At 51.7% G+C, this 26589-nt stretch carries 28 protein-coding genes and 1 tRNA gene; 12 read left to right on the top strand and 17 right to left on the bottom strand.

The genetic code is table 11. From position 1 onward, the window contains the following. Window positions 1-43 precede the first annotated feature (43 nt). Window positions 44-1609 (bottom strand): putative sulfate exporter family transporter, encoded by a 1566-nt coding sequence (locus KF752_09260; GenBank protein MBX3421729.1) that lies wholly within the window; start codon window positions 1607-1609, stop codon window positions 44-46. 209 nt (window positions 1610-1818) lie between these two features. On the opposite strand from KF752_09260, the gene KF752_09265 reads away from it, so the two are divergent. Both KF752_09265 and KF752_09270 read left to right on the top strand, forming a co-directional pair. Further along, entirely contained in the window at window positions 1819-2700 is an 882-nt protein-coding gene (locus KF752_09265) for a zinc metallopeptidase (GenBank protein MBX3421730.1), read from the top strand. Window positions 2701-2741: 41 nt separating this feature from the next. Beyond that, window positions 2742-3530, top strand: a complete 789-nt coding sequence (locus tag KF752_09270; GenBank protein ID MBX3421731.1) for an SDR family oxidoreductase — start codon at window positions 2742-2744, stop codon at window positions 3528-3530. 7 nt (window positions 3531-3537) lie between these two features. Here the strand turns inward: KF752_09270 and KF752_09275 are convergent, their stop codons facing one another. Together KF752_09275 and KF752_09280 are read right to left on the bottom strand one after the other, a co-directional pair. Further along, window positions 3538-4323 (bottom strand): SDR family NAD(P)-dependent oxidoreductase, encoded by a 786-nt coding sequence (locus tag KF752_09275; GenBank protein ID MBX3421732.1) that lies wholly within the window; start codon window positions 4321-4323, stop codon window positions 3538-3540. Between the two features lie 121 nt (window positions 4324-4444). Next, complete coding sequence (locus KF752_09280) at window positions 4445-4663, bottom strand: hypothetical protein (protein MBX3421733.1); 219 nt, start codon at window positions 4661-4663, stop codon at window positions 4445-4447. Window positions 4664-4785: 122 nt separating this feature from the next. On the opposite strand from KF752_09280, the gene KF752_09285 reads away from it, so the two are divergent. Both KF752_09285 and KF752_09290 read left to right on the top strand, forming a co-directional pair. Further along, window positions 4786-4859: transfer RNA gene (locus tag KF752_09285), tRNA-Arg, on the top strand. A 492-nt stretch (window positions 4860-5351) separates the two neighbouring features. After that, the gene (locus KF752_09290) at window positions 5352-6281 is read left to right on the top strand and encodes a tyrosine-type recombinase/integrase (protein MBX3421734.1); all 930 of its coding nucleotides are present in this window, start codon (window positions 5352-5354) and stop codon (window positions 6279-6281) included. A gap of 938 nt (window positions 6282-7219) precedes the next feature. On the opposite strand, the gene KF752_09295 is transcribed toward KF752_09290, so the two are convergent. Beyond that, the gene (locus KF752_09295; protein ID MBX3421735.1) at window positions 7220-7393 is read right to left on the bottom strand and encodes a hypothetical protein; all 174 of its coding nucleotides are present in this window, start codon (window positions 7391-7393) and stop codon (window positions 7220-7222) included. A 532-nt stretch (window positions 7394-7925) separates the two neighbouring features. Between KF752_09295 and KF752_09300 the strand changes: the two genes are divergently transcribed. The 4 genes from KF752_09300 (at window position 7926) to KF752_09315 (ending at window position 13389) form a co-directional block, all read left to right on the top strand. Then, window positions 7926-10415, top strand: a complete 2490-nt coding sequence (locus KF752_09300) for a hypothetical protein (GenBank protein MBX3421736.1) — start codon at window positions 7926-7928, stop codon at window positions 10413-10415. A gap of 1311 nt (window positions 10416-11726) precedes the next feature. Continuing rightward, a complete protein-coding gene (locus tag KF752_09305) occupies window positions 11727-12620 on the top strand; it encodes a hypothetical protein (protein ID MBX3421737.1) in 894 nt (297 codons plus the stop codon). Then, complete coding sequence (locus tag KF752_09310; GenBank protein MBX3421738.1) at window positions 12617-12829, top strand: hypothetical protein; 213 nt, start codon at window positions 12617-12619, stop codon at window positions 12827-12829. The genes KF752_09305 and KF752_09310 overlap by 4 nt, the downstream gene beginning before the upstream one ends. Beyond that, entirely contained in the window at window positions 12820-13389 is a 570-nt protein-coding gene (locus tag KF752_09315; GenBank protein MBX3421739.1) for a macro domain-containing protein, read from the top strand. Before KF752_09310 ends, KF752_09315 begins: the two co-directional genes overlap by 10 nt. Before the next feature lie 439 nt (window positions 13390-13828). On the opposite strand, the gene KF752_09320 is transcribed toward KF752_09315, so the two are convergent. Further along, window positions 13829-14011, bottom strand: a complete 183-nt coding sequence (locus tag KF752_09320; GenBank protein ID MBX3421740.1) for a hypothetical protein — start codon at window positions 14009-14011, stop codon at window positions 13829-13831. A 350-nt stretch (window positions 14012-14361) separates the two neighbouring features. Between KF752_09320 and KF752_09325 the strand changes: the two genes are divergently transcribed. After that, window positions 14362-14565, top strand: a complete 204-nt coding sequence (locus tag KF752_09325; GenBank protein ID MBX3421741.1) for a hypothetical protein — start codon at window positions 14362-14364, stop codon at window positions 14563-14565. Between the two features lie 447 nt (window positions 14566-15012). On the opposite strand, the gene KF752_09330 is transcribed toward KF752_09325, so the two are convergent. The 4 genes from KF752_09330 to KF752_09345 form a co-directional block, all read right to left on the bottom strand. After that, entirely contained in the window at window positions 15013-15309 is a 297-nt protein-coding gene (locus tag KF752_09330) for a type II toxin-antitoxin system RelE/ParE family toxin (GenBank protein ID MBX3421742.1), read from the bottom strand. Beyond that, window positions 15302-15484: a hypothetical protein gene (locus KF752_09335; GenBank protein MBX3421743.1), complete on the bottom strand. Its 183-nt coding sequence runs from the start codon at window positions 15482-15484 to the stop codon at window positions 15302-15304. Before KF752_09335 ends, KF752_09330 begins: the two co-directional genes overlap by 8 nt. Before the next feature lie 385 nt (window positions 15485-15869). After that, the gene (locus tag KF752_09340; protein MBX3421744.1) at window positions 15870-16070 is read right to left on the bottom strand and encodes a hypothetical protein; all 201 of its coding nucleotides are present in this window, start codon (window positions 16068-16070) and stop codon (window positions 15870-15872) included. Window positions 16071-16990: 920 nt separating this feature from the next. Next, window positions 16991-17680: a DUF2807 domain-containing protein gene (locus KF752_09345; GenBank protein MBX3421745.1), complete on the bottom strand. Its 690-nt coding sequence runs from the start codon at window positions 17678-17680 to the stop codon at window positions 16991-16993. Window positions 17681-18388: 708 nt separating this feature from the next. Between KF752_09345 and KF752_09350 the strand changes: the two genes are divergently transcribed. The 3 genes from KF752_09350 to KF752_09360 all read left to right on the top strand — a co-directional run bounded on the left by KF752_09350 (window position 18389) and on the right by KF752_09360 (window position 20751). Further along, window positions 18389-18739: a hypothetical protein gene (locus tag KF752_09350; protein MBX3421746.1), complete on the top strand. Its 351-nt coding sequence runs from the start codon at window positions 18389-18391 to the stop codon at window positions 18737-18739. A gap of 727 nt (window positions 18740-19466) precedes the next feature. Continuing rightward, window positions 19467-19856: a hypothetical protein gene (locus KF752_09355; GenBank protein MBX3421747.1), complete on the top strand. Its 390-nt coding sequence runs from the start codon at window positions 19467-19469 to the stop codon at window positions 19854-19856. Between the two features lie 577 nt (window positions 19857-20433). After that, window positions 20434-20751, top strand: a complete 318-nt coding sequence (locus KF752_09360; GenBank protein ID MBX3421748.1) for a hypothetical protein — start codon at window positions 20434-20436, stop codon at window positions 20749-20751. A gap of 112 nt (window positions 20752-20863) precedes the next feature. On the opposite strand, the gene KF752_09365 is transcribed toward KF752_09360, so the two are convergent. From KF752_09365 to KF752_09400, 8 genes are all read right to left on the bottom strand, one after another. Beyond that, the gene (locus tag KF752_09365; GenBank protein MBX3421749.1) at window positions 20864-21145 is read right to left on the bottom strand and encodes a transposase family protein; all 282 of its coding nucleotides are present in this window, start codon (window positions 21143-21145) and stop codon (window positions 20864-20866) included. Window positions 21146-21238: 93 nt separating this feature from the next. Next, entirely contained in the window at window positions 21239-21439 is a 201-nt protein-coding gene (locus tag KF752_09370; protein MBX3421750.1) for a hypothetical protein, read from the bottom strand. Window positions 21440-21753: 314 nt separating this feature from the next. Then, a complete protein-coding gene (locus tag KF752_09375; protein ID MBX3421751.1) occupies window positions 21754-21957 on the bottom strand; it encodes a hypothetical protein in 204 nt (67 codons plus the stop codon). 207 nt (window positions 21958-22164) lie between these two features. After that, window positions 22165-22887: a hypothetical protein gene (locus tag KF752_09380; GenBank protein MBX3421752.1), complete on the bottom strand. Its 723-nt coding sequence runs from the start codon at window positions 22885-22887 to the stop codon at window positions 22165-22167. A 578-nt stretch (window positions 22888-23465) separates the two neighbouring features. Continuing rightward, window positions 23466-25184, bottom strand: a complete 1719-nt coding sequence (locus KF752_09385; GenBank protein MBX3421753.1) for a hypothetical protein — start codon at window positions 25182-25184, stop codon at window positions 23466-23468. Further along, the gene (locus tag KF752_09390; protein ID MBX3421754.1) at window positions 25181-25732 is read right to left on the bottom strand and encodes a hypothetical protein; all 552 of its coding nucleotides are present in this window, start codon (window positions 25730-25732) and stop codon (window positions 25181-25183) included. The genes KF752_09385 and KF752_09390 overlap by 4 nt, the downstream gene beginning before the upstream one ends. Beyond that, window positions 25729-26145, bottom strand: coding sequence for a hypothetical protein (locus KF752_09395; GenBank protein ID MBX3421755.1), 417 nt, complete (start codon window positions 26143-26145; stop codon window positions 25729-25731). The genes KF752_09390 and KF752_09395 overlap by 4 nt, the downstream gene beginning before the upstream one ends. Continuing rightward, a complete protein-coding gene (locus tag KF752_09400; GenBank protein ID MBX3421756.1) occupies window positions 26138-26572 on the bottom strand; it encodes a MotA/TolQ/ExbB proton channel family protein in 435 nt (144 codons plus the stop codon). Before KF752_09400 ends, KF752_09395 begins: the two co-directional genes overlap by 8 nt. Between the last annotated feature and the right edge of the window lie 17 nt (window positions 26573-26589).

Genomic DNA, 26589 nt, shown 5'->3' on the forward strand with positions numbered 1-26589 from the left:
TCTGGGGGCTTTCGTTCATTTCGAAATGCGATCGCATTACGGTTTACTGTTTGAAGACGACGCCAAACATCCAGTAGGCCATGATCAAAGTCAACAACAGATTCAAGCACTGGCCGCATACGTAAAGCACAACCGGCTTGCCGTTACGCAGGTAAGGAGCCAATTGCCGAAAATCGGTTGATAAGCCTATAGCCACGAAGGCAACGCAGAATATCCAGCCCCGCAGCAGGCTGGTGGACTTGCCCGTCGCCACCTGGATCCAGCTTTCACCAAATAGCGAATGCCAGAATATCAAAGAACATCCAATCGAGGCGATCAAGAACCCCAAGACAAATTTGGGAAATCGTCTCCATAGTTCCATCCAGCCAATCGCATTGGTAGCAGCAGCCAGACTGGACACTTGAACCTGGCGGTCGCCTACACTGCGGGTTGAAGTATGATTCTCAGTTGACTCTCGAATCTGCTGCGGTTCCACCCAACGCGCCCAGTAGACGGCAATCGCCAGTGCGATGACTCCGATCATAATATTCTGAATCATTTTGACCGTCACCGCTGTTTCGCTGCCACGAATCCCGAGAACTTCCCCGGCAGCTACGACGGCCCCAGTCGAATCCAGCGTTCCACCGATCCATGCGCCACCTACCACAGGATCAAGCCCCAGCCAGCCGACTGCCAAGGGCATTACAATCATCATCACAGCGGTAAAACACAGTGACAATCCAATCGCCAACGACAACTCCTCTTGTTTGGCTTTACAAGCTGCTGCTGTGGCAATCGCTGCTGATACGCCGCAAACGCTCATATCAGCAGAGATCACCAGATTCAGTGACCGACTTTCTAATTTCAGTACCCGCTGGCCAAAGATGTAGGTGGCTGTCAACACAACTGGCGTAACTACCCAAGCGACCAACACGCCTGGCGCGCCCAATGCCAATAACCGCGATACCAGGACTTCCGCACCCAACAAGACCAGCCCAATTTTAATGAACAACTCACCATGCAAGGCAGGCCTAAACCACCCCGGTGTCCCCAGCGTATTACAGATCAGCATTCCGATTAACAGCCCCCACAGTGGATACTCGAAGTTATAGTACTTGACCACGCTTTGGGCGGCCAACAGGTACGCTGCGACAGCCAGTGCAAACAGCCCCGGAAAGCCGCACAAGAATTGCGTTATGCTCAGCCCCCTCAGCCACATCGCCGCACAGCCAATGGCCGTTAGAATGGCAAACGTCCCCAGCAGAGGCTGCCACTGAATGATTCCCTCTGGCTTCCCGTCCTTGCCTCGCTTGCGAAAAGATTCCGTCGGCCAGTCGGTCCAAGACTCCAGCTTTGCCAACCAGTCGCTAGTGGCGGAACTCCAATGAATTCCTAGACTTTCCAAGGTCGAACGATTTCGCTGTTTGGCGAGTGCCCTGCGATCTGCCTCCGACAGCTTTGATTCTTCCTCGAACGTCAGCTTGGTTTGTTCGAAACGCAATTGATCTGATCTCTGTTTGGCCGCCTGCCAATCGACGTCTAGCGGGCGTGCTGCATAAGTTAGGATCAGCAGAATTGCCAGGGTCAATAATCCGGTGGTTGTTGCCGCCCAGTCTTCGGTCCAACGCATTTTCAACGCTCCAGATGCTGAGGCTTCCGATTCCGAAGACTGTGCATTGATCACAGCTCGCCTGTTGGATGTTCAGGTATAGAAATTCTGCTGGGCGATGATTCACAGGGTTCGGACCGCTACCCAGCGACACGCGGTTCCGTAAGATATTCGATAATTGGCCAACGCGAAAGTTGTCCAAAGATACATCTTCTAGTAGGAACCTCACCATGCGCTGGCAAGGGCGTGAAGGCAGCAAAAACGTTGAAGATCGCCGAGGACTGCGTGGTCCCGTGATGGGAGGCGGTCTGTTGATCGTAATTATTGGTGCTATATTCGCGCTCCTTAGCGGTGCCAATCCGCTGCAAGTCATGCAGCAAGTAGGCGTGCAGCTGCAACAACAAAATGCCGGCCAGCTAGCCGATGATGCAGACCCGCATGGCCAGCGTCCCGACGATACCCTGGCGGAATTCTCCAGCGTTGTCTTCAAAGATCTGGAGGATGTCTGGAATAGTCTGTTTCCTGAGCACTTTAATCGCCCCTACCAAATGCCGGGACTCGTGCTGTATGACGGAAACGTAGAAACTCGCGGTTGTGGTGTAGCTGGTTCGGCCGTTGGACCGTTTTATTGCGGCGGCGACAGCAAGGTATATATCGACTTATCGTTTTTTAACGAATTGCAGACTCGCTTTAAGGCTCCCGGAGAGTTTGCCTGTGCCTATGTGATCGCACATGAGGTGGGCCACCATGTACAGAACCAAATTGGCTGGCTGGAAAAGGTCCAACGCGAGCAGCAGACACTATCCAAAGTGGAAAGCAATCGGTTGTTGGTGCGGCTGGAGCTGCAAGCCGACTTCTTAGCCGGAGTATGGGCACACCACGCCCAGCGGATGAAAGGCATCCTGGAATCCGGCGATGTGGAAAGCGGCTTACGAGCTGCGGCAGCCGTGGGCGACGATACGATCATGCGCAATGCCGGCCAGCGCGTAGTACTCGACGCATTCACACATGGCTCTTCTGAGCAACGCATGAAATGGTTTAGCCTGGGCCTGCGAACGGGCGACCTGAACCACCTGATGGATATGTTCGAATTGCCCTACGACGAGCTATAGTCACGCGTCTCATACACTTACCGCTAAAGGGTTTTCCCACGATGCACTATTCGTTCCCCGGTCAAACGGCTCTAGTAACCGGTTCATCCAAAGGCATTGGCCGCGCCGTAGCAATAGAATTGGCTCGCGGCGGTGCCAACGTGACCGTCAATTACAGTTCAAGCCGGCAAGCTGGCGAAGAGGTTGTTCGTGAGATCGAAAAAGTGGGTGGTCGAGCTTTGTTGGTGGGTTGCGATGTTTCTGATCAGCAAGCGGTAGAAGCCATGGTCCAACAGACTGTCGAACATTTTGGCAGCTTGGATTTGTTTGTTTCGAATGCGGTCTACAGCGATCGGCAATTGATGGTCGAGGCTGACATGCAGGGCTTTCGCAAAACTATCGATGTCTCGATGTGGGGTGCCTTTTTTGGCGTTCGCGCGGCAGCCCAGCAAATGATTCGTCAAGGTCGTCCCGGTGCAATTACCGTGGTCAGCTCGCCGCATTCCTTGATCCCCTTTCCCACGGCCATGGCCTACAACATGGCCAAGGCAGCCATCGACCACATGGCACGCACCGCCGCTATTGAACTGATTAAATACGGAATTCGTGTCAATATTTTTCACCCAGGTTGGATCGATACGCCGGGCGAGCGAAAGTTTTTCACAGAAGATCAGTTAGCTGCCGGAGCACAGGAACTTCCCATGCAGCGTCTGGGCACCTCCGAAGAAATGGCGCATGGCATCTGCTTTACGCTTAGCCAAGAGGCGGCGTATATGACCGGGACAACGCTGACGATGGACGGCGGCGTACAATTGCCATGGTGGTCTAAACGAACCGAAGGCGGACAATAGTCTAGGCCTAAGAATCCTGGCGAGGCCGATCCTTGCCAACCATCAATCGGTCTGCCAGCCAGAAGAACACCGCGTTTGGCAACAACCGCACCAGCTTCAACAGGTAGACCATGCGCGTTGGAAAGGCAATTTCGTATCGTCTCCGCTCCAGCCCGCGAACAATACGCCGCGCAGCCTCCTCAGGCTTCATCAAGAAAGGCATGGGAAATTTGTTCTTGGACGTCATCGGCGTCTCGACAAAGCCCGGATTGATAACCGATACAGTGATGCCAAGCCGCTTGAGATTAGGGTATATACACTCCGCCAAATTGATCAGGGCTGCCTTGGTAGGCGCGTAGGGAGCACCGTTAGGCAATCCTCGGTACCCGGCCACCGAAGCAATCATGGCAATATGTCCCCTGCCCTGCTGGACCATCGCAGGCAAAACGGCAGCAATGGCGTATACCGTTCCTAAATAATTGACCTCCATCGACTGGCGGTACATAGGCACATCAAACTTTGGCAATCGGGACATTAACCCCACTGCGGATGATATGACAACTAAGTCAAGCGCGCCCCCCTCGGCAATGCGACTGGCCGATTCGGCAACCGCCACTTCGTCAGTTATATCCAGAGGCTCGACTCGAATGTTTTTGGCAAGCGCGGCGACCTCGTTCAGCTTCTCATGGTTTCGCGCCGAGATCCAAACCTCGGCCGCTTGGGGTGCAATCGCCAGTGCCAATTCACGGCCAATGCCGGTACTGGCACCAAGAATCCAAACCTTGTTCCATCGCTGTTTGTAGCTGGCAGTCATCTTGCTCAACGATCCGTATAACTCAAATTCTGGGGTGACAGTCCCGAAGATCCGGTTGCGCGACACTACAGGCTGAAGCGGCCAGGATTATACACGGTTCGGCTCCGTTGCGATGCCAGCGTTATCCCGACACTTCGATAATCAGCCGTCCACCAGCCACTTGTAGGGCATTTCCGCTTGTGCAGGCAGTTATCCAGAAGTATGCACAATTGATGCGCCCCAATCGACCGCGCAATACCGGCAGATTCAAGATTGAATTCTTCGGCTTGCTGCCAGCCACGCAGCGCACACGAATTCCACTGTAGGCGAAGACCAATTCCGTCAAGGGAGGTATGTCCATTGCATGACAAATACTATTCTGCCCCGGTGGTCTGGCTAACAGAATCCGCTAGCATCACTTGGCCATCAGCCATTGATCGCACAATTGACGCTCACCGCCTGATCCGCTATAAATACGGGCATGCACCCATAGCTCAATTGGATAGAGCATCGGTCTACGGAACCGAAGGTTACATGTTCGAATCATGTTGGGTGTACTGCTGGAAGACCAATAAAAACTTAGTCGAAACGCATGTTGCGTTACCGGCCTCTTGGCCGTGCGACCATGGGGAAATTGGTCCGTCTACTGAAAAACCCCCAGCACCACCTCAGGGTTGGGGGGGGGGTAGCCGGACGTCACTCCTGGGAGCACTGTCATGGCTAGGCCAAGATCACCTTTACCTTCGTTGCGTTTTCATATCTCTGGGCAGTCGGTCGTGAGAATCGGCGGGCAAGACTTCTATTTAGGGAAACACGGTTCTCCCGAATCCCTAGCCAGGTATGCGGTCCTGATAGCCGAGTACCAACGTGGAGAATTATCACTACCCACTGGCTTTGGGATACGTGAAATTGACAGACTCGCAGGACCATTGATTAGCCCCAGTGGTCTCGCTCACCATTCGGAGGGAAGTCCAGTACTGGTCAAGCACGTCGCTTATGGCTTTTGCCAGGAAGCTGAAAAACGCGGTGGCGATAATGCGACGCTAGCTATGTTTCGAAATATTGCAGATGAACTCGTTGAACAATTTGGTGAAATGCCTGCCGGTGAGTTTGGTCCCAGATCTCTCAAAACTTTACGGGACCGCTGGGAAACGTCGGGGCGGTTCTGTCGACGTTATGTCAATAGCAGAACGAACACGGTAATCCGCTTTTTCCGCAGTGCAGTAGCAAATGAGTTATGCGACGAGTCGGTACATCGGCGGCTGCGTACTCTCGACCCCCTTAGAAAGGGCCATTCAGTTTCGCGAGACAATCCAGAAAGGCAGGCGGCCGATCTGGATATTATACGCGAGACTGTTAAGCACCTTACTCCCACGCTTAGGGATATGGTAGCAGTGCAGGTGGCAACCGGTATGCGGCCGAGCGAACTGCTATCTATGCGGCCTTGCGATATTGAAAGATCCTCCGAAGTATGGCTGTATCGACCCGCCAGCCACAAGAATATTAACAAAGGCAAGACTCGAACAATTGCACTTGTCGACCACGTGCGGGCAATAGTTGAAAATTACCTGAATCGCGCTAGCGACGCGTTCTTATTCTCCCCTGCAGAGTCAGAACGTGAGCGTAGGTCGATGATGCGGCAGAAACGAAAGTCGAAGGTTCAGCCTTCGCAGCTTAGCCGCTGTAAACCATCTAGAAGCCGACCACCTCGATTGCGGTATACTTCCGACTCGTATAGGCGTGCGATCAAATATGCCTGCAAGAAAGCGAATTTGCAGCCGTGGACTCCGTATGAAATTAGACATCTTACAGCTGTTGTGGTGCGAGATGCCCTCGGTCTGGAATCATCGCAAGTAATTCTCGGGCATTCCGATATCCGTACCACGCAACGGTACGCGAAGCAAACCAATGACAAGCTAATCGAAGCAGCGATGGCAGCTCCTCGACTGGAACGAAGACAAGTGAAGGGTGGTGAGTGATGCGTGATGTGGTGAGAGAAGTGGACATTCCTGGTCTGGAATCCTTCATAAAAGGAATGTTAGATGATCGGGCTGGTATGGAAACACAATTCTCGTGGTCCTTGGGCTATAGGCCGCCCAATTATGACGAATACCGGAGAATTATGAGGGTCGCAAAAGAGCTATCAGAGGCTGATGTCCCATTACGCCAATTCGGCCAGTCTTGCCCCCCGCATCCAAATGAAAGCGAATCAGAGCGTATTGAGTTCGATGTTGATAAAAAAATGGTACCTTTTTTTAATCTCGTCTGGCCGTATATTGAGTGGTCACTAGGGAATTCGCCGGCGACCCACCTCCCCCCTGACAGGAGCATACTAAACGAAATTCTCGACGAAGCTTAGACAGTTGCAAGCAAGCTCAACGAGCTGTATGGTAATAAAATGGACGACCCTCCGCGGTTGCAGACGATTACAAAGCCAATGATAATCAAACGCTTAAAGGGTAAGATTTCTGCAAAGGTAATTAATAACTGGGGTAAATCACGAGGATTCCCTGAACCAATCCCCATGTTTGGGAAAACTCGTGTTTACGTTCTCTCTGAAGTTCGCCAGTGGCTTAATAGAAATTATCCTGAATTGAGAGTTTCCTTCAATCTATGGAGGGATGACAACTGACCGCCGTGTCGCCATTTTGGACGCCTTTACCCCGACAACGGTAAGTCACATCTTCCTGTAGTTCGAATCCGCACGTGTAAATACGAGCAGCGACAACTTAGATGCTAGTTACTACCCCTTTCAATGTGTTAGGTCTGTTGAGCGAGTAGGCGAGCGTAACTGACATGGGGTCTAGCGTCTTGGCGTTTGGGTTAGTGTTTCTTTTGTCCCCGTCGATGCTTCTGATACCGGCGCAACTGCGTTTTGCTCGCATAATCGAGTAGCTTGTGGACCAACTAACCTTCATCAAGCTTCATAGTACGCAAGTGCCATTTGAATTCTGGTGCCGCGATCTCCAAGCCCGCCCATGTCGTGACCACTTCGTTGGCCATTGCAGCCTGGACTATCGTGACCACCACCGGGGACATCCCGCACCGGTGCTTGGTCTGCAAACCGTGACAACACGCTATCGAACGACATGGCTAGTTCCTCCTTGGTACGCAGTGCTTCCGCAGTCACTCTACACGCTGCCATTGAATTCTGTTCTCTTCAATCCAAATCACCGAGCATTCATCCCAACCTGCAACACTCAGGGCATTTTGGCAGTGCTGCGGCAATCACTCCAACCCCAGTTCTCGCTAGTAAAAGCTAGAAAGGGGTGGTCATATTCGAGTTAAATTAATTCAATGCAAAAATCGTCCTGACATTGCAGCATCATGCATCATCACGGCGACCAGCTCGCTCTAAAGCTGTCGCCATGTGCCAGCGATCGAAATATGGCCACAAAAATTTGCAAAGGGTACCTGAAGTGTGGTACCACATAGGAATAGGGCAGCACTGGTAGTCGACTAGCTGCACGCCACCTAGAGGCAATGCAAATCATAAGGAAATAGTCGCAGTGGCCACCTACATCTCACAAAGCGTCTGGCGAGAAGTCGCGTACAAACTTGGAATCCACAATTTGTCAGAGTCAGGGCAAATGGCAGACTGCCCATTCTGTCGGCGAGGCTCGATGACTTTCTTCGCCGATCCGGCATATGGGCGTTGGCATTGCTGTGCGGTTTGTTCAGCCAATGGTGGTTTAGCAGATCTGGTCAAACGGATATCGGGAAAATTTAATTCTGACGCGCAGAGATGGCTCGAAGTCAATGTCCCTGCTGCTTTGGTCGATAATCTGGGAGATTTTTGCCCATTGGCTGAAACCACGAAACGCCTTCAACTGCTGAATGAAATCTGGAATCAGTGCCAATCCCGAGAAACCGGCAAGCGACGTGAGAAATACTCTGAATTCCAAATCAGTGAGGAATTTCATTTAGAGCAATTATGCCTTCCGACTCCTAGGCTAACCGATGATCAGATGCGTTTGATTACTCGTGCCGATCTAGAGCCATTTTTCGAGAGAATGACCGAGGCTGAACGCGATACTTTTCTCCAGTCAGAGGCAAGTTCTTTTTGGGTACTACGTGGCTATCGACTGCCAGGTCGAATCGCCTCTCTGTGCCTTGTAGATCACGATCGCCCAAATAGCCAGCCACACATACTGCTGACAGACACAGCCAATCACGATCCAGGGCTACTGATCCATCCAGCCACTGCACTTGCCAATTCAAACGTCATACTGATCGATGATCTCAATTGGTATTTAAGTGCTGCTCGTTGGCACTATCGGCATTCCAACACACGCAACCCATTTGGATATTATTTCGATCATCCAGGCCAGCAGACGAACGATATTCGAATGCTGCTGACGCGCCACAAACTACTGTGGTGCTCTAAGCCCTCGGCGAATAGTCTCCGAATGGCCGCTAGGCTGAATTGCTCCATCTCACATTTCGGCCACGCCGATGGGGAATTCAACGACAGTACGCTGAAAATACTCAAGCCCAAGACGATATTTAATGAGCTTGTCTCCAAAGCGCATTCGTGGCGGGTCGAGGCGGCGAAATTCGTAGAAAATAATGCCTTGCTGCAAGCCACGGAGTTTTTGCGTGAGGCTCAACTCAGTCATGCTCAACGGTTGGAACTCCAGGAATTGTTGCCCAGTGGTCTGGTATGTGAACTCGAAGCCCATGATCCCAATCACTGTCCAGTCAAGCAAATTGCAACTCCTCAAGGACTGCTAGAACAATCGCCGGCTGGCTGGGCCCTATATCGTAAGAATCTCAAGCTATCTCTGTGCTGCTACCCATGGCGTATCAAGGGCACGTTTTTCGAGCTAGAACCAAGCTATCAGGTCGATGTTTTCTACAAGTGCTCGTGGCGCTCGCTCCGCATACCGATTAGTAAACTACAGCGTGATCCCCTAGGGGCGATTTCTTCGGCCATGGTGGACAACAAGATGGTGCCAATCCACGGGACAGCGGACTTCAAGAAGCATTTCATCAATTTCGCCAATTTGCTCAATCCAATTCCTGATCAACCCATCGAGCAAAGCACAATTCCTCTTGGATTTGATTTTCGTCGCTCGCTGCTCAGAACAAGTCGGCTGGAGATTTCGGCATCTCCCGCCAGTTTGCAAACCGTGCAGTTGATTTCTCACCAGCCTGGCCTACTGCCACTGGCCGATGACGTTTTACCTAATGCTCACACGTTATCGGCCATCTTAGAAAGTCAAGGAATATGGCGCACTCTCAACGCAGTGGTCCTACAGGCACTAAGGTATCTGACTGGGCTAACCCCTATGGCGATAACCTTCGGTCAGCAAACCAGGCATATTGTGAGCGCAGTGCTGGGATCGCTTGGATTGACCGATCACAATACCGATTGGCCATGCAGTCTTCACCTTGAAGACTTTTCGAATCGCAAGCGATTGCCCAAGGGCGCGTGTAAGGCGGATTTTGGTATTTGGCATACATTGTCCAGCAAGCAGACCTATTGGCTGGCTGGGTTAAGGCCCGTATTGCCAATTAGCGAACGCAGATTCGATCAACTTGAAATTGGCGATTTAGAATTGCAGCGTGCTACGGTGCATTTGCTCCATGGAGCCTTGGAAAAACTACAATGCCGTGGCCAAACTCACACGCAGGCCCTTGAGGAAGCTTGGCAAAGAATGCTCACGCTAGCTGGCTGCAGGCATACCACCCTGCCCATTATTTTCTCGCCGCTGACCGCCCAGGATGCTGTCCTGTATTGGACTCAGCGGGCCATCGAGGCAAATTATTTCCAGCTCCTTGAACGACGAATCGCTAGACCTACTGCACGAACCGTGATCTCTACCAACGAAATCTTGACTATACCGCTCAGTGGTCTAAACACATTTATCTCGCAGAATTATTTGTCGAGGTGGAATCTGGAGTTAATTGAAAAGCAGCTTAGAGGTTCAGCTCACTTTGAAGGGGTGGTGGTCAGAAACCGCCTCAAGCACCTGCGATTTGCGGCCAAAGTTCTGGAAGGTCATGGCCTGAGGGATTGCAAGAAGAGTATTTACGATCCGGGCGAGGAAGTATCTGATGATTGCAGACACAAAATCGCCTACGCTCTAAGGCTTCAAGGTCAGATTTAATTGCGCCACTCAGCAAGCCTCCTGATTCTTGGTGCTAGTGGCCATCATGACAGCTAGGCAGGTCTATTCCGACACACCAGTCCAACAACACCCCAGCCAACAGCAGATGTGTTGTAGAGCCAATTTGAGCAACGGGTTGGATCTTAATATCGGTGAGCGGCGGATCAAACAATCGCTAGCTCGGTCCTGTCACTTCGACCAGCCGCTTATGGGTAATTTTAATTGCCTGCAACATCGCAGATGAGGTGGCTGGTAGCCAGCAGGCCAGGATGGAATTCAGAATCCGCTAGCGGCCGCCTATGAATTGGCCGATTGGAGGTGAAGTTTTGCGCAAGACGGAGCTCTAATTGGCAAATCGGCATCAATTGACCATTGAGAGTCGATTTCGCTGAGTTTAATCTGCTCCAATTCTTCCCGCCTGGACCTCAGTAGCCAAATGGGGGCCATGGTCCGTACAGTGCGAAATGCCTTAGGGTCAATAACTGTCATGTCTGATTGGAGTTCTGCACGCCGTTTTGTGTACAGCAGCCATGGAATCCTGCTGGGAGCACAGACGCCGCGCGACGGACGTTAGATCAACTAAGTCACCATTCCATCTGGGTGAACATCTCATCGACTAGCTAAGTTCGATGGAGGTAGCTGGCACCGAAGAGGTTGCGTCACTGTTGAATATATTCGTGTGCAATTACACCTGGCTTTATCAACGGTTTGACAGATTTGACTTCGAGAGAGGCAGTAGCGGTGATTCGAATTGTGGCTGAGGTCGCCATCATGCAAATGCCATGATGGTTTCCAGTGCCCCTGCCATCGCTAGTTACCAGGCTGACATGGCTGGATTCCCTGAGAACAACAGTCCAACGGAAAACGACATCGTCGCTACGTTGAAATTCATGTACGAACTACGGCCACCAGTCGTTATGGGCCTGATTAAATAAGCGTTCAGTCTCGCACTTAAATCGCAGCATCTAAGATGCATCGCCTGCAACTGCTGGGCAGCGACAACAAATCTTTGGGCATCCCAATCCACTTAGGGACAGTCCATTGATTAGCCAATCGCACAAATGCTTAGGTGCTCATCGGCCCGTATCGTGGTGTTCGTCTACTGCCAGCGTGGCCAACTAACGGCTCATCGCTGAACTTGTGGGCCGATCGAGCGAGATTTTCAGTTTCGACAAATCTGTCAATAACCGGCAAAAAAAATTTGTATTGGAAAATCCGATTCGGTAGGTTGAGGACAGTGAGCTGCTTTTGCGGCTAGTTATGTCCAGCCGCGCAGCTCACCACGTCGCTACGAATTCACAAGGGATTGCCATGAATGTCCAGAGAATCAATGAGCTTCACGCTTTAGTTGAAGAAGCCATTTCTAATACCGATAGCAGTGAGCAAGCTATTGCTGACCAAGAGGAAGCGATACAAGCAACAAATAAAAAGCTCGCCAAGCAAAAAGCAAAGATGGCAATACTCGAAAATGCGTGTTTAGAAGCTTGGAATACCTTCGATTCCCGCGTCGTGGAGATCGGCAAGGCGCTGCTGGCCGATAAGCAAAGCTTTGGCAAAGGCTGGAAGACCGACTTTGAGAAACGCGGTTTTACGTTTAGCTACGTCACTGCCGAGCGATACATTCGGTGTGCGAAACACCCAGAAGCAAGCAAGGACACCAACACGATCGAGCAATGGGCCAAGGCATCAGCGGACCTTGATCGAACAGCCAATCCTAAGAAGATGGTCCAAGAAGAGGTTCGAAAGCAGCGAGCGATGAAGCGTAAAGAGATGAGCCTGGTGGAGGACACTTCAATGTCAACTTCGAAGGCGATCAAGGCCAAGAATCGTTCCACTCCGGCAAAATCAAAGCTGCAATCTGACATCTATGCGGGTTTCAGCGTGAGTCACGGCAATGGTACCGGCCACTCATTGGCAGGCGAAAAAGAAACCGAAAAGCTGAATCAAGCGAAGGTTTGCGCAGCCGTCGAATTCTTGCATGAGAAGATGGTAAATGTGAAGAAATATTCCGAGCTCAAGCCAAGCTGGCTGATTCTGTTTGAGAGCCTCAACGAGGACCTCCGCCCGCAAGCGAACGTGGTATCGTCGTTAAGCTCAGTGGATCTAGAAGCTCCGGCAAGAGGCGACATGAAAAAATTGCTACAACCCGAAGCGCAAAATACACCGACCAAACGGCGAGACCGCCCAAGGAAGGTCTTGGCATGAAGTTGAAAGCGAAGCCACGCCTATTAGCCAGTGGGTTTCATCGCTGCCTGCATCTCAATTTCCTAAAGAATATCGATGTGATATTTTATTCCAACATTCATGTTGGCCAAATCCTGGTCGCTGTAGTTGATGGTGAGATGAGAGACGGTCGTCGATTCAATCATGCTTCATATCCTGATCATCCTGGAGATTCAGTGATATGTACGTGACAGTCGTTGATGGCGATCTAGTTGATCAAGATGTCGAGGCGATTGTGAACCCCTGGAATCGGAATATCATCCCCTGGTGGTTGCTCATTCCTCAGGGTGTTTCTGGAGCAATAAGGAAACGAGCTGGTAAGCAACCGTTTAGGGAGCTGGGAGCTATGGGCCCAATTCCACTTGGCTGCGCGGTGCAAACGTCTGCTGGTCGACTACCTTTCAGGTCGATCATTCACGTTGCCATCACTAACATACTTTGGCGATCGTCTGAGTGGTCGATTCGTGCTTCAGTGCGAAACGCAATACGACGTGTCACCGAGTCTGGCTATAGGTCTGTCGCGATGCCGTTAATTGATGCTGGCTCGGGTGGTGGTAACCCCGATACCGCCGAGTCGATGATTCTAGACGAATTGATCCAATGCGATTTTGACGGTCAGGTGGTAGTTGTTCGATACCGCAAGACGACTCCTAAGGTTCAACCGTTTCGAGCAAATCCGCAGGTCGACTCGTTCTTGCAAATTCTTGCTTATTCGCAGCGGCCACGCGGATTGATGGAGTTCTATTCATAGCCCTCGTACAGCGGTTCGCTCTGCGAGAGTTACTGATCAAGTCCAGCGAAATGACCGATTATCAAAGTCGCTCAAGGCATGGGGCCACTTGAAGCGGCGATGCAATTGAGCATTGAAGTCCTGGACGTTTCAATACTGGGAATCAAATCAAATCCCGAACTACTCTCAGCTTTCCAGGAGGCTGCTCGCTCATGCAGTAAAGTGCAGCGGCAGAGACTAAAACACAGGCAGTGCCTGGGTGATTGCCTGCTCAAGCGATTGGTCTGCCAGCTTTAATTGGTATCTTGATTTCAGCAAACAGCCTCTCCCTCACACCTACTAAATCATCGGCATTGATTTGACGATTTAGTAGGTCTGGGGGCGCTGCGGAGCGGTGGCTGGCGGTACGAATTGTTCAATCATTCGCAAGCCGGTTGTAGACCGATAAACGCGATCAACTTCAATTTCCAACGGCTGAACTATTGGTGGAACCGTCTTGGTCGAGCTGTAGTTGCAAATTCACCGTAGCCACTGTCTGCCAATCCGAGGTCTTGCCAGACATCCATCGATCATTGAACCGAGACACCACCGACTGGCGACGGTAGCTAAATTCGTGCAGCTCGTCATGGAGAACTCGGCTCATTTATCGGCTGTTCACACTGGTAATTGATCACTCTGCCTAATTCCAACAAGTCAGAAAAGCCTGCTTAATTGATCAGCCGTCGTCATCGCTAAGTGCGAGCTAAAAAAAGATAGTCGAACCCTGTTACTCCCAGCGACCGGTGCAATCGTTGACCGACAATACCTCAACTCCACAGATCGACACGAATGCTTGATCGCCAAGGCAAACCGTTCAATTGTGCGACGGCTGTATTTACGAGATTCAAGTTGGCAATTGGCAGCGCAGGCTCAGCAGCAATTGGCCGGTCGTCAACTATCGCTTAATGGCGTGATTGACTCGCCTTGAAGCTAAGAGAATCGGAGCGAAGGACAATGGAGGACGAACGTGCTGAAGTCCGTTGCCTGACGATTGCCTTCGCTCCGGCTAGGTATTCTTCAACCACGCTTTACGGTTACGGTGTAAAAGCGGCTCAGGTACCCATCAACGCCTGTAAAACCACCATCGCCTGCTGGCCTGGCAGGCTCACAGATCAGCAGCCCAGTAATCAAGCTATTGCAGCGGCCAATGACCTGTGAGCTCAACGGCACAGCGGTGGTCCGAAGAATACGCCGCGGAACGTCAGCACTTGAGAAACAGAAGACTCTCCCGGTTGGGCAATTGCAGTTATGCCCGGAAGCTAAGGGTACACCCAACTGATATGGGCAGAAAACCAGGTTGAATTAAGGCTCAGTTTCAAGTTCCCATCAGTCTCGATCGCCTGTTGCCAAGAAGACAGGCACGCGTTTGCAGATATACCAATTCTGGTTTACCATTCGGTACTTTGGAGGGATCAGTCTGTCGCTAGACGCAAATGGCACGCCCTCCTGTGCGACTTGGCTATTCGCGGATTCCAATTTACCAGCGAATCTAATGTGTCTCCGCATTTGGTGCAGTTGATGTCGGTCGGATCAGATGAGTCTGACAGGGCCATTCACGGCTAAGTTGCTGCCACACCCGAAGCATAGCCAGCGTCAATAACGCAGCTAAAGACCTGCAGCATCGAGAATCTGCGCACTGTGGAAAACCGTCAAAATATCGACGCGATTATTCCCAACTCTATAAATCAGCCGGTAGTTGCCTTGCAATACTTCTCGAATTTCCTCACGTCCAAATTCGGGTACTATCTGACCTGATAAAGGGAATTCTCTTAGGCGACCAACTGATTCTCGAAGTCGACGGACGTAAGCGGCTGCGGTTACTGGAGCATCTCGAGCGATGTGTGATCGGATTGCTCTCAGGTCGTCTTGTGCCTGATGTGTCCAGAAGACCTTACTAGGCATCCTCAGCCTCTAGCTCATCCATGAATTCTTCATGTCCGATCACTTCCCCGGCATCAGCCTGAGCGATTCCAAGTTCAACCTTTCGAAGAAAGTAGAGGCGGTCAATTACGACTTCCAGTGCGACATCATCTTCAAGTGACTCCAGTAGGCTGATTACTTTCTCTTTTGTCGTCATGGCAAACCGGTTTACCTCGTAACTGCTCCAAACTTAGGCGATAGCGACCTTCAGGCATTGTATACGAAACACTACAGAGGAGCATAGCGCAGGACGTTCGTGGGCGTGAATAACTTGAGAACCGTTAGAAAGAACGAACCTCCCACTTAGATTGCGGACCTCGGTAACATCCACCTTACGCACCAAGGAGACCCAAAACGGGGGCCATGATGTCGCCCCCGGGCGCTCTCATTCAGTTCCGAAAGGTCGCAACTATTTGCCCCAAGAGTAGTCGGTCAACGGCAGTCGGTTTCCGCTTGTTCGTCCTCGGTGACTCACCAGTTTGTTAGTGGTGCAGTCCGGCGGCCGCCTGGGCGAAATGACTCACGGCCAGCGCGTAATTAAGTCATTGCCCGCCAAGTTCGGCCTCTCTTGGACGAAGTCGGCAGTTCATCAACCGGCAATCTTTCAGTCTCTCCACCATAATCGGCAATCGGTCGCCAACGTGCAACATCTGCCGCAATTCTTGTCGGGTCATGGCTCGGCGTTCGCGGCGGCGGTCAGCTCGTTCGTCAAACTTGCCGACTCCGGCAAACGGGTTTTGCATCAATCGCTTTTCGCTTAGTTGGTTCGCACGGTTCTTGGTGGTTCGCTTGCCCGTCAACCATTAACCAAACACAACGGCAGCGGCAACACTTCCATTCACCCCCTTGCCCATTCAGCCCCCTTGCCGAACGTCCCACCGCCTGTTCAGTCGATAACCAGCTTAGTAAGGCGTCAGCGTTCAATTCTCGCAGCGTATCGAAGCGCCAAACGGCAACCAGTTCCATCAATCGCGTTTCGGCGGTCAGAACCCAAAGCGGATAGGTTCCCTTATTTTGAAGATAGACGACACAGTCGGCGATATGCTTCTTTGTCGGTGTCTTGTTGCGGTTAGCGGTCCGCAGTCAAAGCGCCGGCCCGAACCTCAGCGGCAGTTCGTTCCAACTCGGTCAGCTTCGTTTGTGCGGCGAATGACACGCCTTCCTTATGCACCAAGACAGGGATAAGCTGGGCCATGACGTTCGCCGCCGAGCTATGATCTTAATCGGTCCCGAATTCTCGTAACAAATTGCTCTGGGAGCAGTCGGGTTCCATTTGTCTTCCTGCGTGACTTGGGGCCTCTATGAGAGGAAAGAGATCAAGTGCAGGGCTCTCGACACGCAATGCGGAAATCCCACAGAATCATTTCATGCACCAAGATCGCCTGGCCCCTGACATTGCCTAGCCCTCGACGGTGGCGACCGCTTACCGGTTTGGTGGTGGTTTTCGACCGGGCTTTAGTTACGGGGCCACGGACGAATTTGGATAGCATGCGGTCGAAAACAAAGCGTCAGTGCACGACATTTATGCCACCTTGTTCCAATTGATGGGAATTGATAACGCTCGTTTTCCGGTCAAATTCCAGGGCTCGACGCTCGCCTAACAGGTGTCGAACCAGCTCGCGTCGCCAGGAAAACTCTTGAGTTAGACCGCTCTTGGTTTTGGCTAGAGAGACTTTATTGAGCCTGATCCAGTGACTTGTTGATTGATCTCTGGTTGCCCAACATACTCGACGTGACCGCTGCCCGTGATTGTGGCGTCGAACTTGTTCTGCGCGTGAATTTGCACATTACCACTACCTTGAATCGTGGCCTCGCCCGTTTGGGCTACCAGTTCACGCAAGTCAACGTTGCCCGATCCAGTAATCGTGGCGACGACGTGTTCGGCCGATCCCGATGCTTGAATCCGGCCAGATCCGGTGACATGCCCCGCGAATTGTTGGGTCTGAAGCGGACCAACCTGACAGTTTCCGGAACCGGACAGGGTGACGCTTTCCAGCAGTGGTGTAATGATTCTGGCCTTGATACCAAGTGACGTGCTATAGGACTCCTTCGAACCAATAGTCAGCACATCGGACGAAACGTCAGTGCCAATGAGTGGTAACAGATTCGTATCGCCTTCGATCGTCACGCTAAGTTGGTCGCCTTGTAGGATCTCTGCCGATAAAGATCCGGCAATCACAAGGTGTTTAAACGTAGCTACCTCGCGCGTCACCGATCCGAGCTGCCCGTTCCCTTGAATTCCAGGTGACCAATGCTGGCACCCCGTAAAACTGAGTGACAGTAAAAGGATGCTGAAGAATCTTCGCCGCGTACCGTGCAAAGGGCTAGGGAAAACGGATTTAGGCGTCAACATGGGTACATTCCTGATTAGAGCAAATAGTGGCCTAGTTCCTGCTGAGGATTGTATGCTAGGTCAAGCCGACCCGCAGACGGCACATGATTTTGGCAAAAACAATATGATAGAACATGCCGAGAAGCTGCGGACTGGCTCGGCGCACATTTCGACAACGATCCTACTTCGTCCGGTAGAGGCCGATCTTGGTAAGCGGCTCAATTAAGTGCGGGAACTTCGCGGGGACGCAGCTAAAACGCAGTGGATGCCACCCTAAACAGCTAGCTTCGCCTATTCCATCAACCGCTAGCTGGAAGGCCGCTTCGGATAGGGGCTTCAATATCGGATGGGGGCATCAATAATCTGTGCTATCCATTATCAATGACCCTGGAAGCACAGGCGATATCAGGAGACCAGTGAGAATCCTCCGTCATCCGGCTGTGTCCCTCGAGATATGTCCCCCTCCACCTGAAATGGAAAAAAACCAGGTTGAATTAAGGTCGGCCAATCCACAGATACGGAGCAAATACGCGAACAAGATCTGCAATTTGATAAGCAGCCTGGATCAATGTGGCGTCCAGGAAATTGCGATTCCAAATACAAAAATCGAATTGCAAATAGATGGTCATTTTGGCCATTGCTCTCAACTAGAATAGGTACGCCGGCTTTCGCAACTTTTCCAATCGTCAATCTGCATCAATTTGACCAGCCCACAGACTCGAGAATCTCATGCTAGGATTTCGCTACCTCAAGACGCCACCTACGACCTACGTGATTCATTTCAGCGGCGGCAAAATCCGACGTGAAGGTGCAGGGCAGTCTTTCTTCTATTTCGCACCCTTTGCAACCATCGTGACCGTACCACTAGCGAGTGTGGATGTCCCGTTTGCCTTTACGGAAGTCAGCGCAGACTTTCAAGATGTCATGATTCAGGGAGAGCTCACCTACCGGATTGTGCAACCGAAGCGAGTAGCCGAAGTGCTGGACTATAGCGTCGATGCCAGAGGCAATTACCGAAGCGAAGACCCTACCAAGCTAAACGATCTGAGCTGCCCCATTTATTTGTACCACGTGATATGAAAGATTGGGTTAGGAAATAGGTAAGGGAATGGAATGTTCGCTGTGCTGATGGAGAGGAGTGAGCGCAGCGGTGCGTTGGGCATGGTTGAGTAATTGAAGGTGAAAGTCCTTTGCGGGACCTATCGGAGGTAACCGCGAGCGAAGGCAACTGCATGAATGGACAACTAAATCTAGCTGTTTCATACGCCGCGAGCGCCATGTGGGATGAAGCTGTTGAAGAACTGCAGCACCGAACGCAAGTGAACTCATTGTAGCTTGTTGGCCCGGGTTAGTGTGCAAGCCGCTATACACGACGCCCAATATCCGATCGGGGCCAGGAAGTATTCGAGGCGGCAAGTGGCAATACATTACTCAACCTTACCCCAAGAGACTCTATCGTCCACAATCAGACTCCCACGAGCATGTGGTAGGGCACGCGCAGGAAACACAACTGCCCAAAGTCGATGGAGAAGTCGGATCACTTCGTAGTAGCGTTGAAGCCGGCAATGCCGGTGGAGCGAAGGGAGTGACAAGTTGAAAAAGTTCTGAATCACGTCAATCAGTTCGTAAGCTGCTGACAGTCCTGACACTATGCAGAGTTCAGGGGCGAGTTCTCGTGGCGGTCCACAGAGACGTAGTATCTGCCAGGCCAAGAGTAATATACTTGTGGCATCAAGCGGAAGTCAATTTTGACGAACGAAACATACTCGAGCAACTGACCCCTGGGTCAGTTGTTGGAACGAGTAGCATGGCTGCCGAACTTGGCACGCGCTGCCCGCTGGTTGCATCGAATAAAGGTGCTCCCGGCGTCGATGGAGAGAGCAGCCGAATCGGCTGTCGAGCATGCTCCACAGTTGCCGGGGCCGATCTTCATCAAGCCTTGATCGAGGGTGCGTATATCCCTGAGACATCCGCCGATTTGGATACCCAAGCCCGGGGGTGGCGAAAGAGGTTTAGCATCTCAATGTCAGATCGAATTGTTCAGCAGGCGGTCCTCCAGGTTCTGGAGCCGATCTTTGAACCAAGCTTCCATAACAGCAGCAGTCAAGGGTTTTCGCCGTCGTCGCGGTGCACAGACTGCGATCGCCGGAAGCTAGGTTACTTTCTGCAGAGTTACGGCACCCTCGGTCGATATTGATCTTTCCAGTTCTTCGACCGAGTTCATCACCAACGCTTGCTTAGCCGCTTGGCCCAGCGAGTCGGCGATGGACGTATCCTGAAGCTGATTCACTTGATGCTGAAAGCGAAAGTCGTCTTACCAGATGGCAGTAGTTCTCCGACGCAAGAAGGGGCCCCGGCAAGGTTATCCGCTTCACCACCTCCTCGAACGTCGTCCTTGACGAACCTCGACTGGGAGTTAAGTCGTCGGGCTCTCTGCTTCGCGCTATGCTGATGATTTCAGTAGTTTTCGTCCTTTGCAGTCACAGGGTTTTCGAGAACGCGATGGCATCCGTGCAACGATTCATCGAAGACCGTCTTCGCCTCCAGGTGAATACGGAAAAGAGTTCGGTGAGTCAGCCATTTGACCTTTCCTTCCTTGGCTTTAGCCTGCGGAAAGCATCCGATGGCTCAATCTCAGTCAGTATCTCCGCTAAGACAAAGCAACTTGTCCGCCCGCATTCGCGAGCTAACACCTGCACATGGGGTAACTCATTCGCTCGCCGCGTCGAACGTGCCAACTGCCATTTAACGGGTTGGGTTGGATACTTTCGGTTATGCATCAGCCCAAGTTCCTTCAGCAACTTGATGCTCATATCCGGCGACGGCTACGAGCCATCTTAGTCCGCCAGAAGAAACGCCTACGTCACCTGTACCGTCACTTGCAAACCCGCGGCGTATCCCAAAGCCAAGCTTGGAAAACCGCCTATCAGATTCGTAGCAGTTTGGAAGCGAAGCAGCAGCTTTGGTGTCCACAAAGCCTGCTTCCGAACGCATGGTTCGAGCAACGCTTGTATCGCTCGTCCGATGGCAAGAACCCAGCCAGCCGCGTAGGTCCAAGGACAGTTTATGCTGTTCTAACATGTTCAGCTTGAGGAGCCGGATGTGGGCCCACAAGTCCGGTTCTGTGAGAGGTGTGGGAGCAATCCCCGTGCCTACTGACAACGGAACGGAATCAGCACAGCGAGCGGCTGAACTCGTTGGGGGTCAGTAGCCCAGTTGAACTGTGGGGCCTGGAATTCTGCTTGTAGTCGTCTTGCCACTGTCGGGATTTGAGTCTTGCGTCTCGCCACTGAAACCAGCCTTCGCTCGGTTGCAGATACTGTCTCGGAGTTTGCCGTTAAAACTCTCGCACACCCTGTTTTGCCACGGCGATCCTGGCTCGATACAGCGCTCCTGGAATCGATAAATGTTTAGCCACTGCTGGATCGCTTTGGCCATGAATTCAGGCCCATTGTCGCTTCTCAACATCTTGGGGACTCCATACATCGAGAATAGCTCGGCCAGCGTATCAACCGCGCCTTCGCTGGTGATGTTTGTGACACCTTGACGCCAGACACATCCGCGTGTATCTTCCGTCGATCACATTGAGCCATCGGAGTCTTGTGCCCTGGAGCGTCGTGTCGATTCCAGCAAAAATCCTACGTCCGCTGCCATCATTCGGTTGGCTGGTTTGGCTTCCGATGACAGGCGTTCACCGCTTGGCCTTGACTTCGCTTTTTCCTGCGTTTCCTTGGTACTTTCAGCCCGCCGATCTCCAGCCAGTCGCGCGATACGCTTCATGTTGAGTGCTCTCTCCTTCGACGCAGTGTTGTCCAATCCGGCGATAGCCCCAACGCGGTCTACGCCTAACTTGCTCCATTATGCGTTTCGTTAGCCGCTCGTCTTGGTCCTCGGCCGCCCTCATAACGCTGCGGGATCTTGGCTGTGCCAACACCCGACAGGCTCGACGCTGCGATACTTGATACTTGCTTGCAGCATCTCCATACTGCTTGTTTGACGCTTGAGGGGTACTCAGTTTCCCGGGCGACCTCCCTTGAGCATCTGAATCCAACGCCTGGTCCGCCACCAGTCGCTCTTGCTATAGCCGAGTGTTTTCATCTTCCAGTTGCTTTAAACGCTTGGCCTTTCTGCTCTTCATGCCGCCGTACTGCGCCGCGCCAGCGGCTCGGCGACGGTTCACTCACTTCCAACGCTTGCAGCACCTCGCCCACACTCTTGCCAGCCGCAAGCATCGCGTCGGCGTCTCGTAGTTTCTTGATGATCTGTTCGCTTGTGTGTTTGCGTCTTCGCCTTGTCATTGAAAGTCCTCCTGCCCGTTTCGGGCTCTTCGACTTTCATATCACCTGGATCAGGTTTTGGGGAGCAGGTCAGATCGACTAGTACATGCCTCGCAGGTTCTAGCCCATGACTTCGAGCAACAATACCAGCTCACCCTAGCCAGTTAACTTCACTGTTCCATAGTCCACCAGTCCTGGGCTGCGCAGATCCTGGATGTTGCAGAGGTGTCAATCGACATCTTCGAAAAGATTCGGCAATTCTCGAATTGATCTGGTCAATTCGTCGATTTCAGCTATCGTCCTATCGATTGCTTCAGTTGTTTCTCGTTCCATTTGTGCTTGCGCAGGTGCTGGAGCCGATCGCGGCAACGTTTTTCGGTTCATGTCATGAACCAGATTTTGCAATGTAAGCAGTGATTCGTGCAGCTGCTTTGCGACCCGGTCTTGTTCAGCAATACGATCTTGCTCACTATTGCGTTGTCGCTCGAATTCGATCCATGCTTCTAGCCCGCTTTCTACGAGGCCGCCGTAGTCGCTGGACGCACCCTTGTTGTCGAGATAATGTAGTAGGCGAGCTGTTTCTTCATGAATTGTCGCCGACTGGCTTTCCGAATAAAGTTCACCGAAAAGTTTTCGTAGCCGTGCCAACGTCGACTTGGGAAACTCAGCGTTTAGATTGCTAAACGCGTTTGATTGGTCATGAACCGCAGGTGGAAAAGTTGGCGAAGCGAGATTTTCTTCATATTGCCTTAGCGCACTCTCTCTGTCAGTAAGCAGGGCATCTTTCTCTTCCAGCTTCGTCTGCAAAAAAGCAAATGACACTGCGAATCCCAAAAGCAAAGCAATTCCGCCGGATAATACCGCCGTCTTCAAATCAAAGGTGCGTTGCGAAGGTCCATCGCTATCATCTCTTGCGGAGGACAAGCCTGGGCTGGAACCGGCTCGAAACACAACCAATGGATTGTTGCGGTCGCTTAGCTCGGGCGCGAAAAACTCGATGCTAGGACGGTCTTTGACTGGCCAACTCGATAGGAATGCTGCAAGGACTTTGTCCGCCACGGTTGCTGAATCTTTCCAATCAATCTCGAATGACCCTAACGGATCGGCATGGGCAACCGAAGGTTCGGCTGGCAACCCTTGAACGAGTGCAGGAAGCAGCCCGTTGCCACCAACCTCCCAACGCGACTGGGATTGCATTTCGTCAAAAAAATGAAAGGGCTGCCAGTGAAACAAATCGCACTCGTCGAGTCCGAAAAACAAGAGTCGAAATTGCATGGTTTGAACCCCGCTTTCGCTTGTGCAGACCAATGCAGCTGCGAGCACCCTTGTGCGATCCGAGAACGGAAGCCAGAACCATCCAAAATCGTTGCCGAGAATTGCTGGGCGAAGCTTCAACCTTTGGATTAGAGCGTTCACGTCAAGGTCGCTAACAGGATTGTCGGACGCTGACCGAGATATAATCCGGTAGCCGGTCCCGCTTGACCCAGATGAATGTCCGTAGAGTACCTTCTCCGCCATTGATGAGTCCCTTAATCCTTGAAAGCTTCTTCAATAGCCGCTGGGACATTTAGATCGACGTTGATTCTGACAAAAAGGGCGTAGTTCTTATCATTAATCCGAATTGCTTGCGAGCGATTAAACCAGTCGAGTCCAAGCGTGCCTTCCCGTGGCACCTTGACGAATGCAAGCGTTTTGTTGGTGAAATCGTACGTATACAATCTGACCCAGACCTGCGTGTCGAAGTCTAGATTCACAAGAAGGCTTGTCAGACTACTCTGCTCAGCAACAGCGCCAGGCCACCTTACGCTGTATTCATTTCCGGATTGTACTGACCCTTTGATCTCCGTCCCAAGAGACGCTAGTTCGTCTGTATAGGTATCAAATGGCTGCGGGTCGCCGGGTTCCGCGACCCATACTTCGAGTTTCAGCTCGTCGCTGCCAATCGTACTAGTCCACCAATAAGGACCTTTAAAAGACGAAGAGACTAGTCCGACCGGGATGCCACCGCGAATTTGTTCACAGAACTTCTTTATGACACCCCATTCGTCTCTCGCATCCTTCTGCCATTCAAGGTCATTCATACGCTCCTTCTCTGCTAGTTCAGCGAGGCCAGCGTAAAAGCCTTTTAGATTAGGGCCGTGCAACTTTCGGAGTACAACAATTGCATCTGCGATCTTCTCAGTTCCCAGCGGCTTCTTCACCTTATCCAAGTCTGACCGTAAGTCCACAATCCTTGCGGAAAGTTCGGGGCCATATTGTGATGAAAACACCGTTCTTAATTTCGACTCTAACTGGTTTAATTGTGCGACAATTTCTTGTGCTTTTGCGTGATCGGGCGATTTGGCAGCGTCATTCTCGAGGCTATCAAGTTCGGCTAGTAACTGCTGCAAGTTGGGGTCAACCGGCCTTGGTTGCCACTGCGAGAATATCCAAATTGACACGAACACGATTGCCATACAGGCGAATATGAAAGGCCATCGTCCGTAGCCTGGTGCATGCGACTTCGATATAACCACTCCAGCAGGTCTGTTCAAGACGCTTAGCATGGTTTCCGTAAAAAGCTGAACAAAACGCCTTTCGGACGCTGACTGCCCCTTCTGCTCCCAAACCTTGGCGCTACCGCATTTGATGGGCAACGCCGCAAGATTAGAGGTTTGAATGACTGCGCGAACGGAGTCTACGGCACGATCGATATCCTCTTGGCCAATTCGGTCTCCACGAGACAAGTAAATCGTGGCATTAGCAATGGCCCCATCGCCGCCAGCAAAAAGCAGACGAGGCATTACTTTCGCAAGCCAAAGCGAACTCACCAACTCAGCGACTGTTCCATTAACGATCCGCTCTGAATCATGTACCAAAATGATCCAATCCGCGTTCTCTAGGTCATCTACGAATCCTCTTTCAAGCGAATTCAGAGATTGGCTAGTCCCTTGATGCAAAAACTTGCTCGCGCTGGTGCTGATGTCTTCTCCGGAATAGTCAATCAACTCCAAATCAAACTTGTGGTGTTGCTGCTGGCAATGAAACCTCGCTCGCGTTACTTCACCAGGATTTGTCGGGTTGACGACAGTTGCACTAATGTAGTGATCGTATGTTTCAAGAAGCTGAGCCGTCTGCTCGTATTTCAAAACCGGGTCCGCATTGTAGACCTCTTTGGCAAGATGTAACCAACCGCACATCATGGTAGTCTTGCCAGCCTGCTCGGCCCCAACAAACATGACTCGTCGAATCTCGCTCTCTTCGCTCATTCCGACGATCCCCCTAACGTAGACTCGACAAACTCGAAACTAGGCTTCACGTTTTCGAGGCTACTCTCGATCTCTTTCATGTACAGGCTCCATTCACCATGCTGTTTGTCTGGCAGGTTGATCCTATACTCAACCCGCCCAAGCTTACCGAAGCTAATTAGTGGGTAGAGCTGCAGGAATATCTGGTCCCTCGTAACGACGTTTTCGCCAATTCGCACCGAGTCGTCACCGTTTGAATCCGGCTCAACGACAAGCTGCAAGAACTCCACTTCAAGCATTTCCTGAGAGATACCGGGCGGAGCCATGAAGGGGACGCCAGAGGAACCGTCTCCTTCACCAGATCCTGTCGCAAAGAACGCGGCGGCAGTCGCTGTCACGCCTGCAACGGTGCCCAACGCATATCGCTTGATCGCAATTTTGGCGCCTTGCTTAATCATCATCTTTGCGGCAAACCATGTAACACCCGCGACTGGACACCCTATCGTCAGCGCAAGCATTCCGACCGAGACAGCCGTGTCCACCATGTCCGCTGTTTCTAGCAAATTCATCTTGATTCCCCTTCTGCTTTCTCGCGACCTATCGCTTTTAGGTTGTACCCCCGAGCTTCGATCTCATTTATACAAGCTGCTATTACGACTGCGTTGACAGCTTGGTCTTTGTCCGAGGGACGCGTGTAGTACATAAGAACCAGCGGTGAGTCGAGCATTTCTAGTTCCTCAAAGAACCTTTCAAACTTCGCCTCATCGACGCCGCTGTCAGTGGTTGCGAGTATACTTTCGCCAAACATGACATGCCCATTTTCTAGAACAACGAGAGTCGCAACGTTACCTTCGATGCCCGACTCACGTTGTTCATTGCTGATCGAGACCATCAAAATCAGCACGCCAACCAATGACAACGCCACGTCTAGCAACGGCATGATGCGTTTCTCAAGACGTGGGCCCTCAAGTAGATCATCCATTGCGTGACTGCCTTCGTCGAAAAACTTCCACCGTTGGTGTCAACCATAACTGCAAGAAGCCCAGATTCACCAAGGAGCAAAACAATCCGCTCACAGTTGAAGTTAGCCCCGGTGCGAAATCTGAAATGATATTTGACGTAACCTGATTTCCTTGAATTCCGGCGAAAGTGACCAACAGAGAGGCAACCGTGCCAAGCAGTCCAAGTAATGGAAAACCATCAATCGCAAGGGTTGCGATCCGAACGACACGATATGCTCGCTTCTGAGCTTCCTGAAAAGGATTATTAATCAAGGATTGGTTAGCCGACAAAAATCGCCACTCTCGAAGCTGAAACCCCAGCGTAGCGATTCCCAGGATCACAATCAGTAAGTCAATGGCTGAAAAATGCTTGACGTACAACGCAAAGAAATCGAAGAAAAATCTCATGAATTCGCATGCCCCTG

Source organism: Pirellulaceae bacterium (assembly GCA_019636385.1).
Classification (GTDB): Bacteria; Planctomycetota; Planctomycetia; order Pirellulales; family Pirellulaceae; genus Aureliella.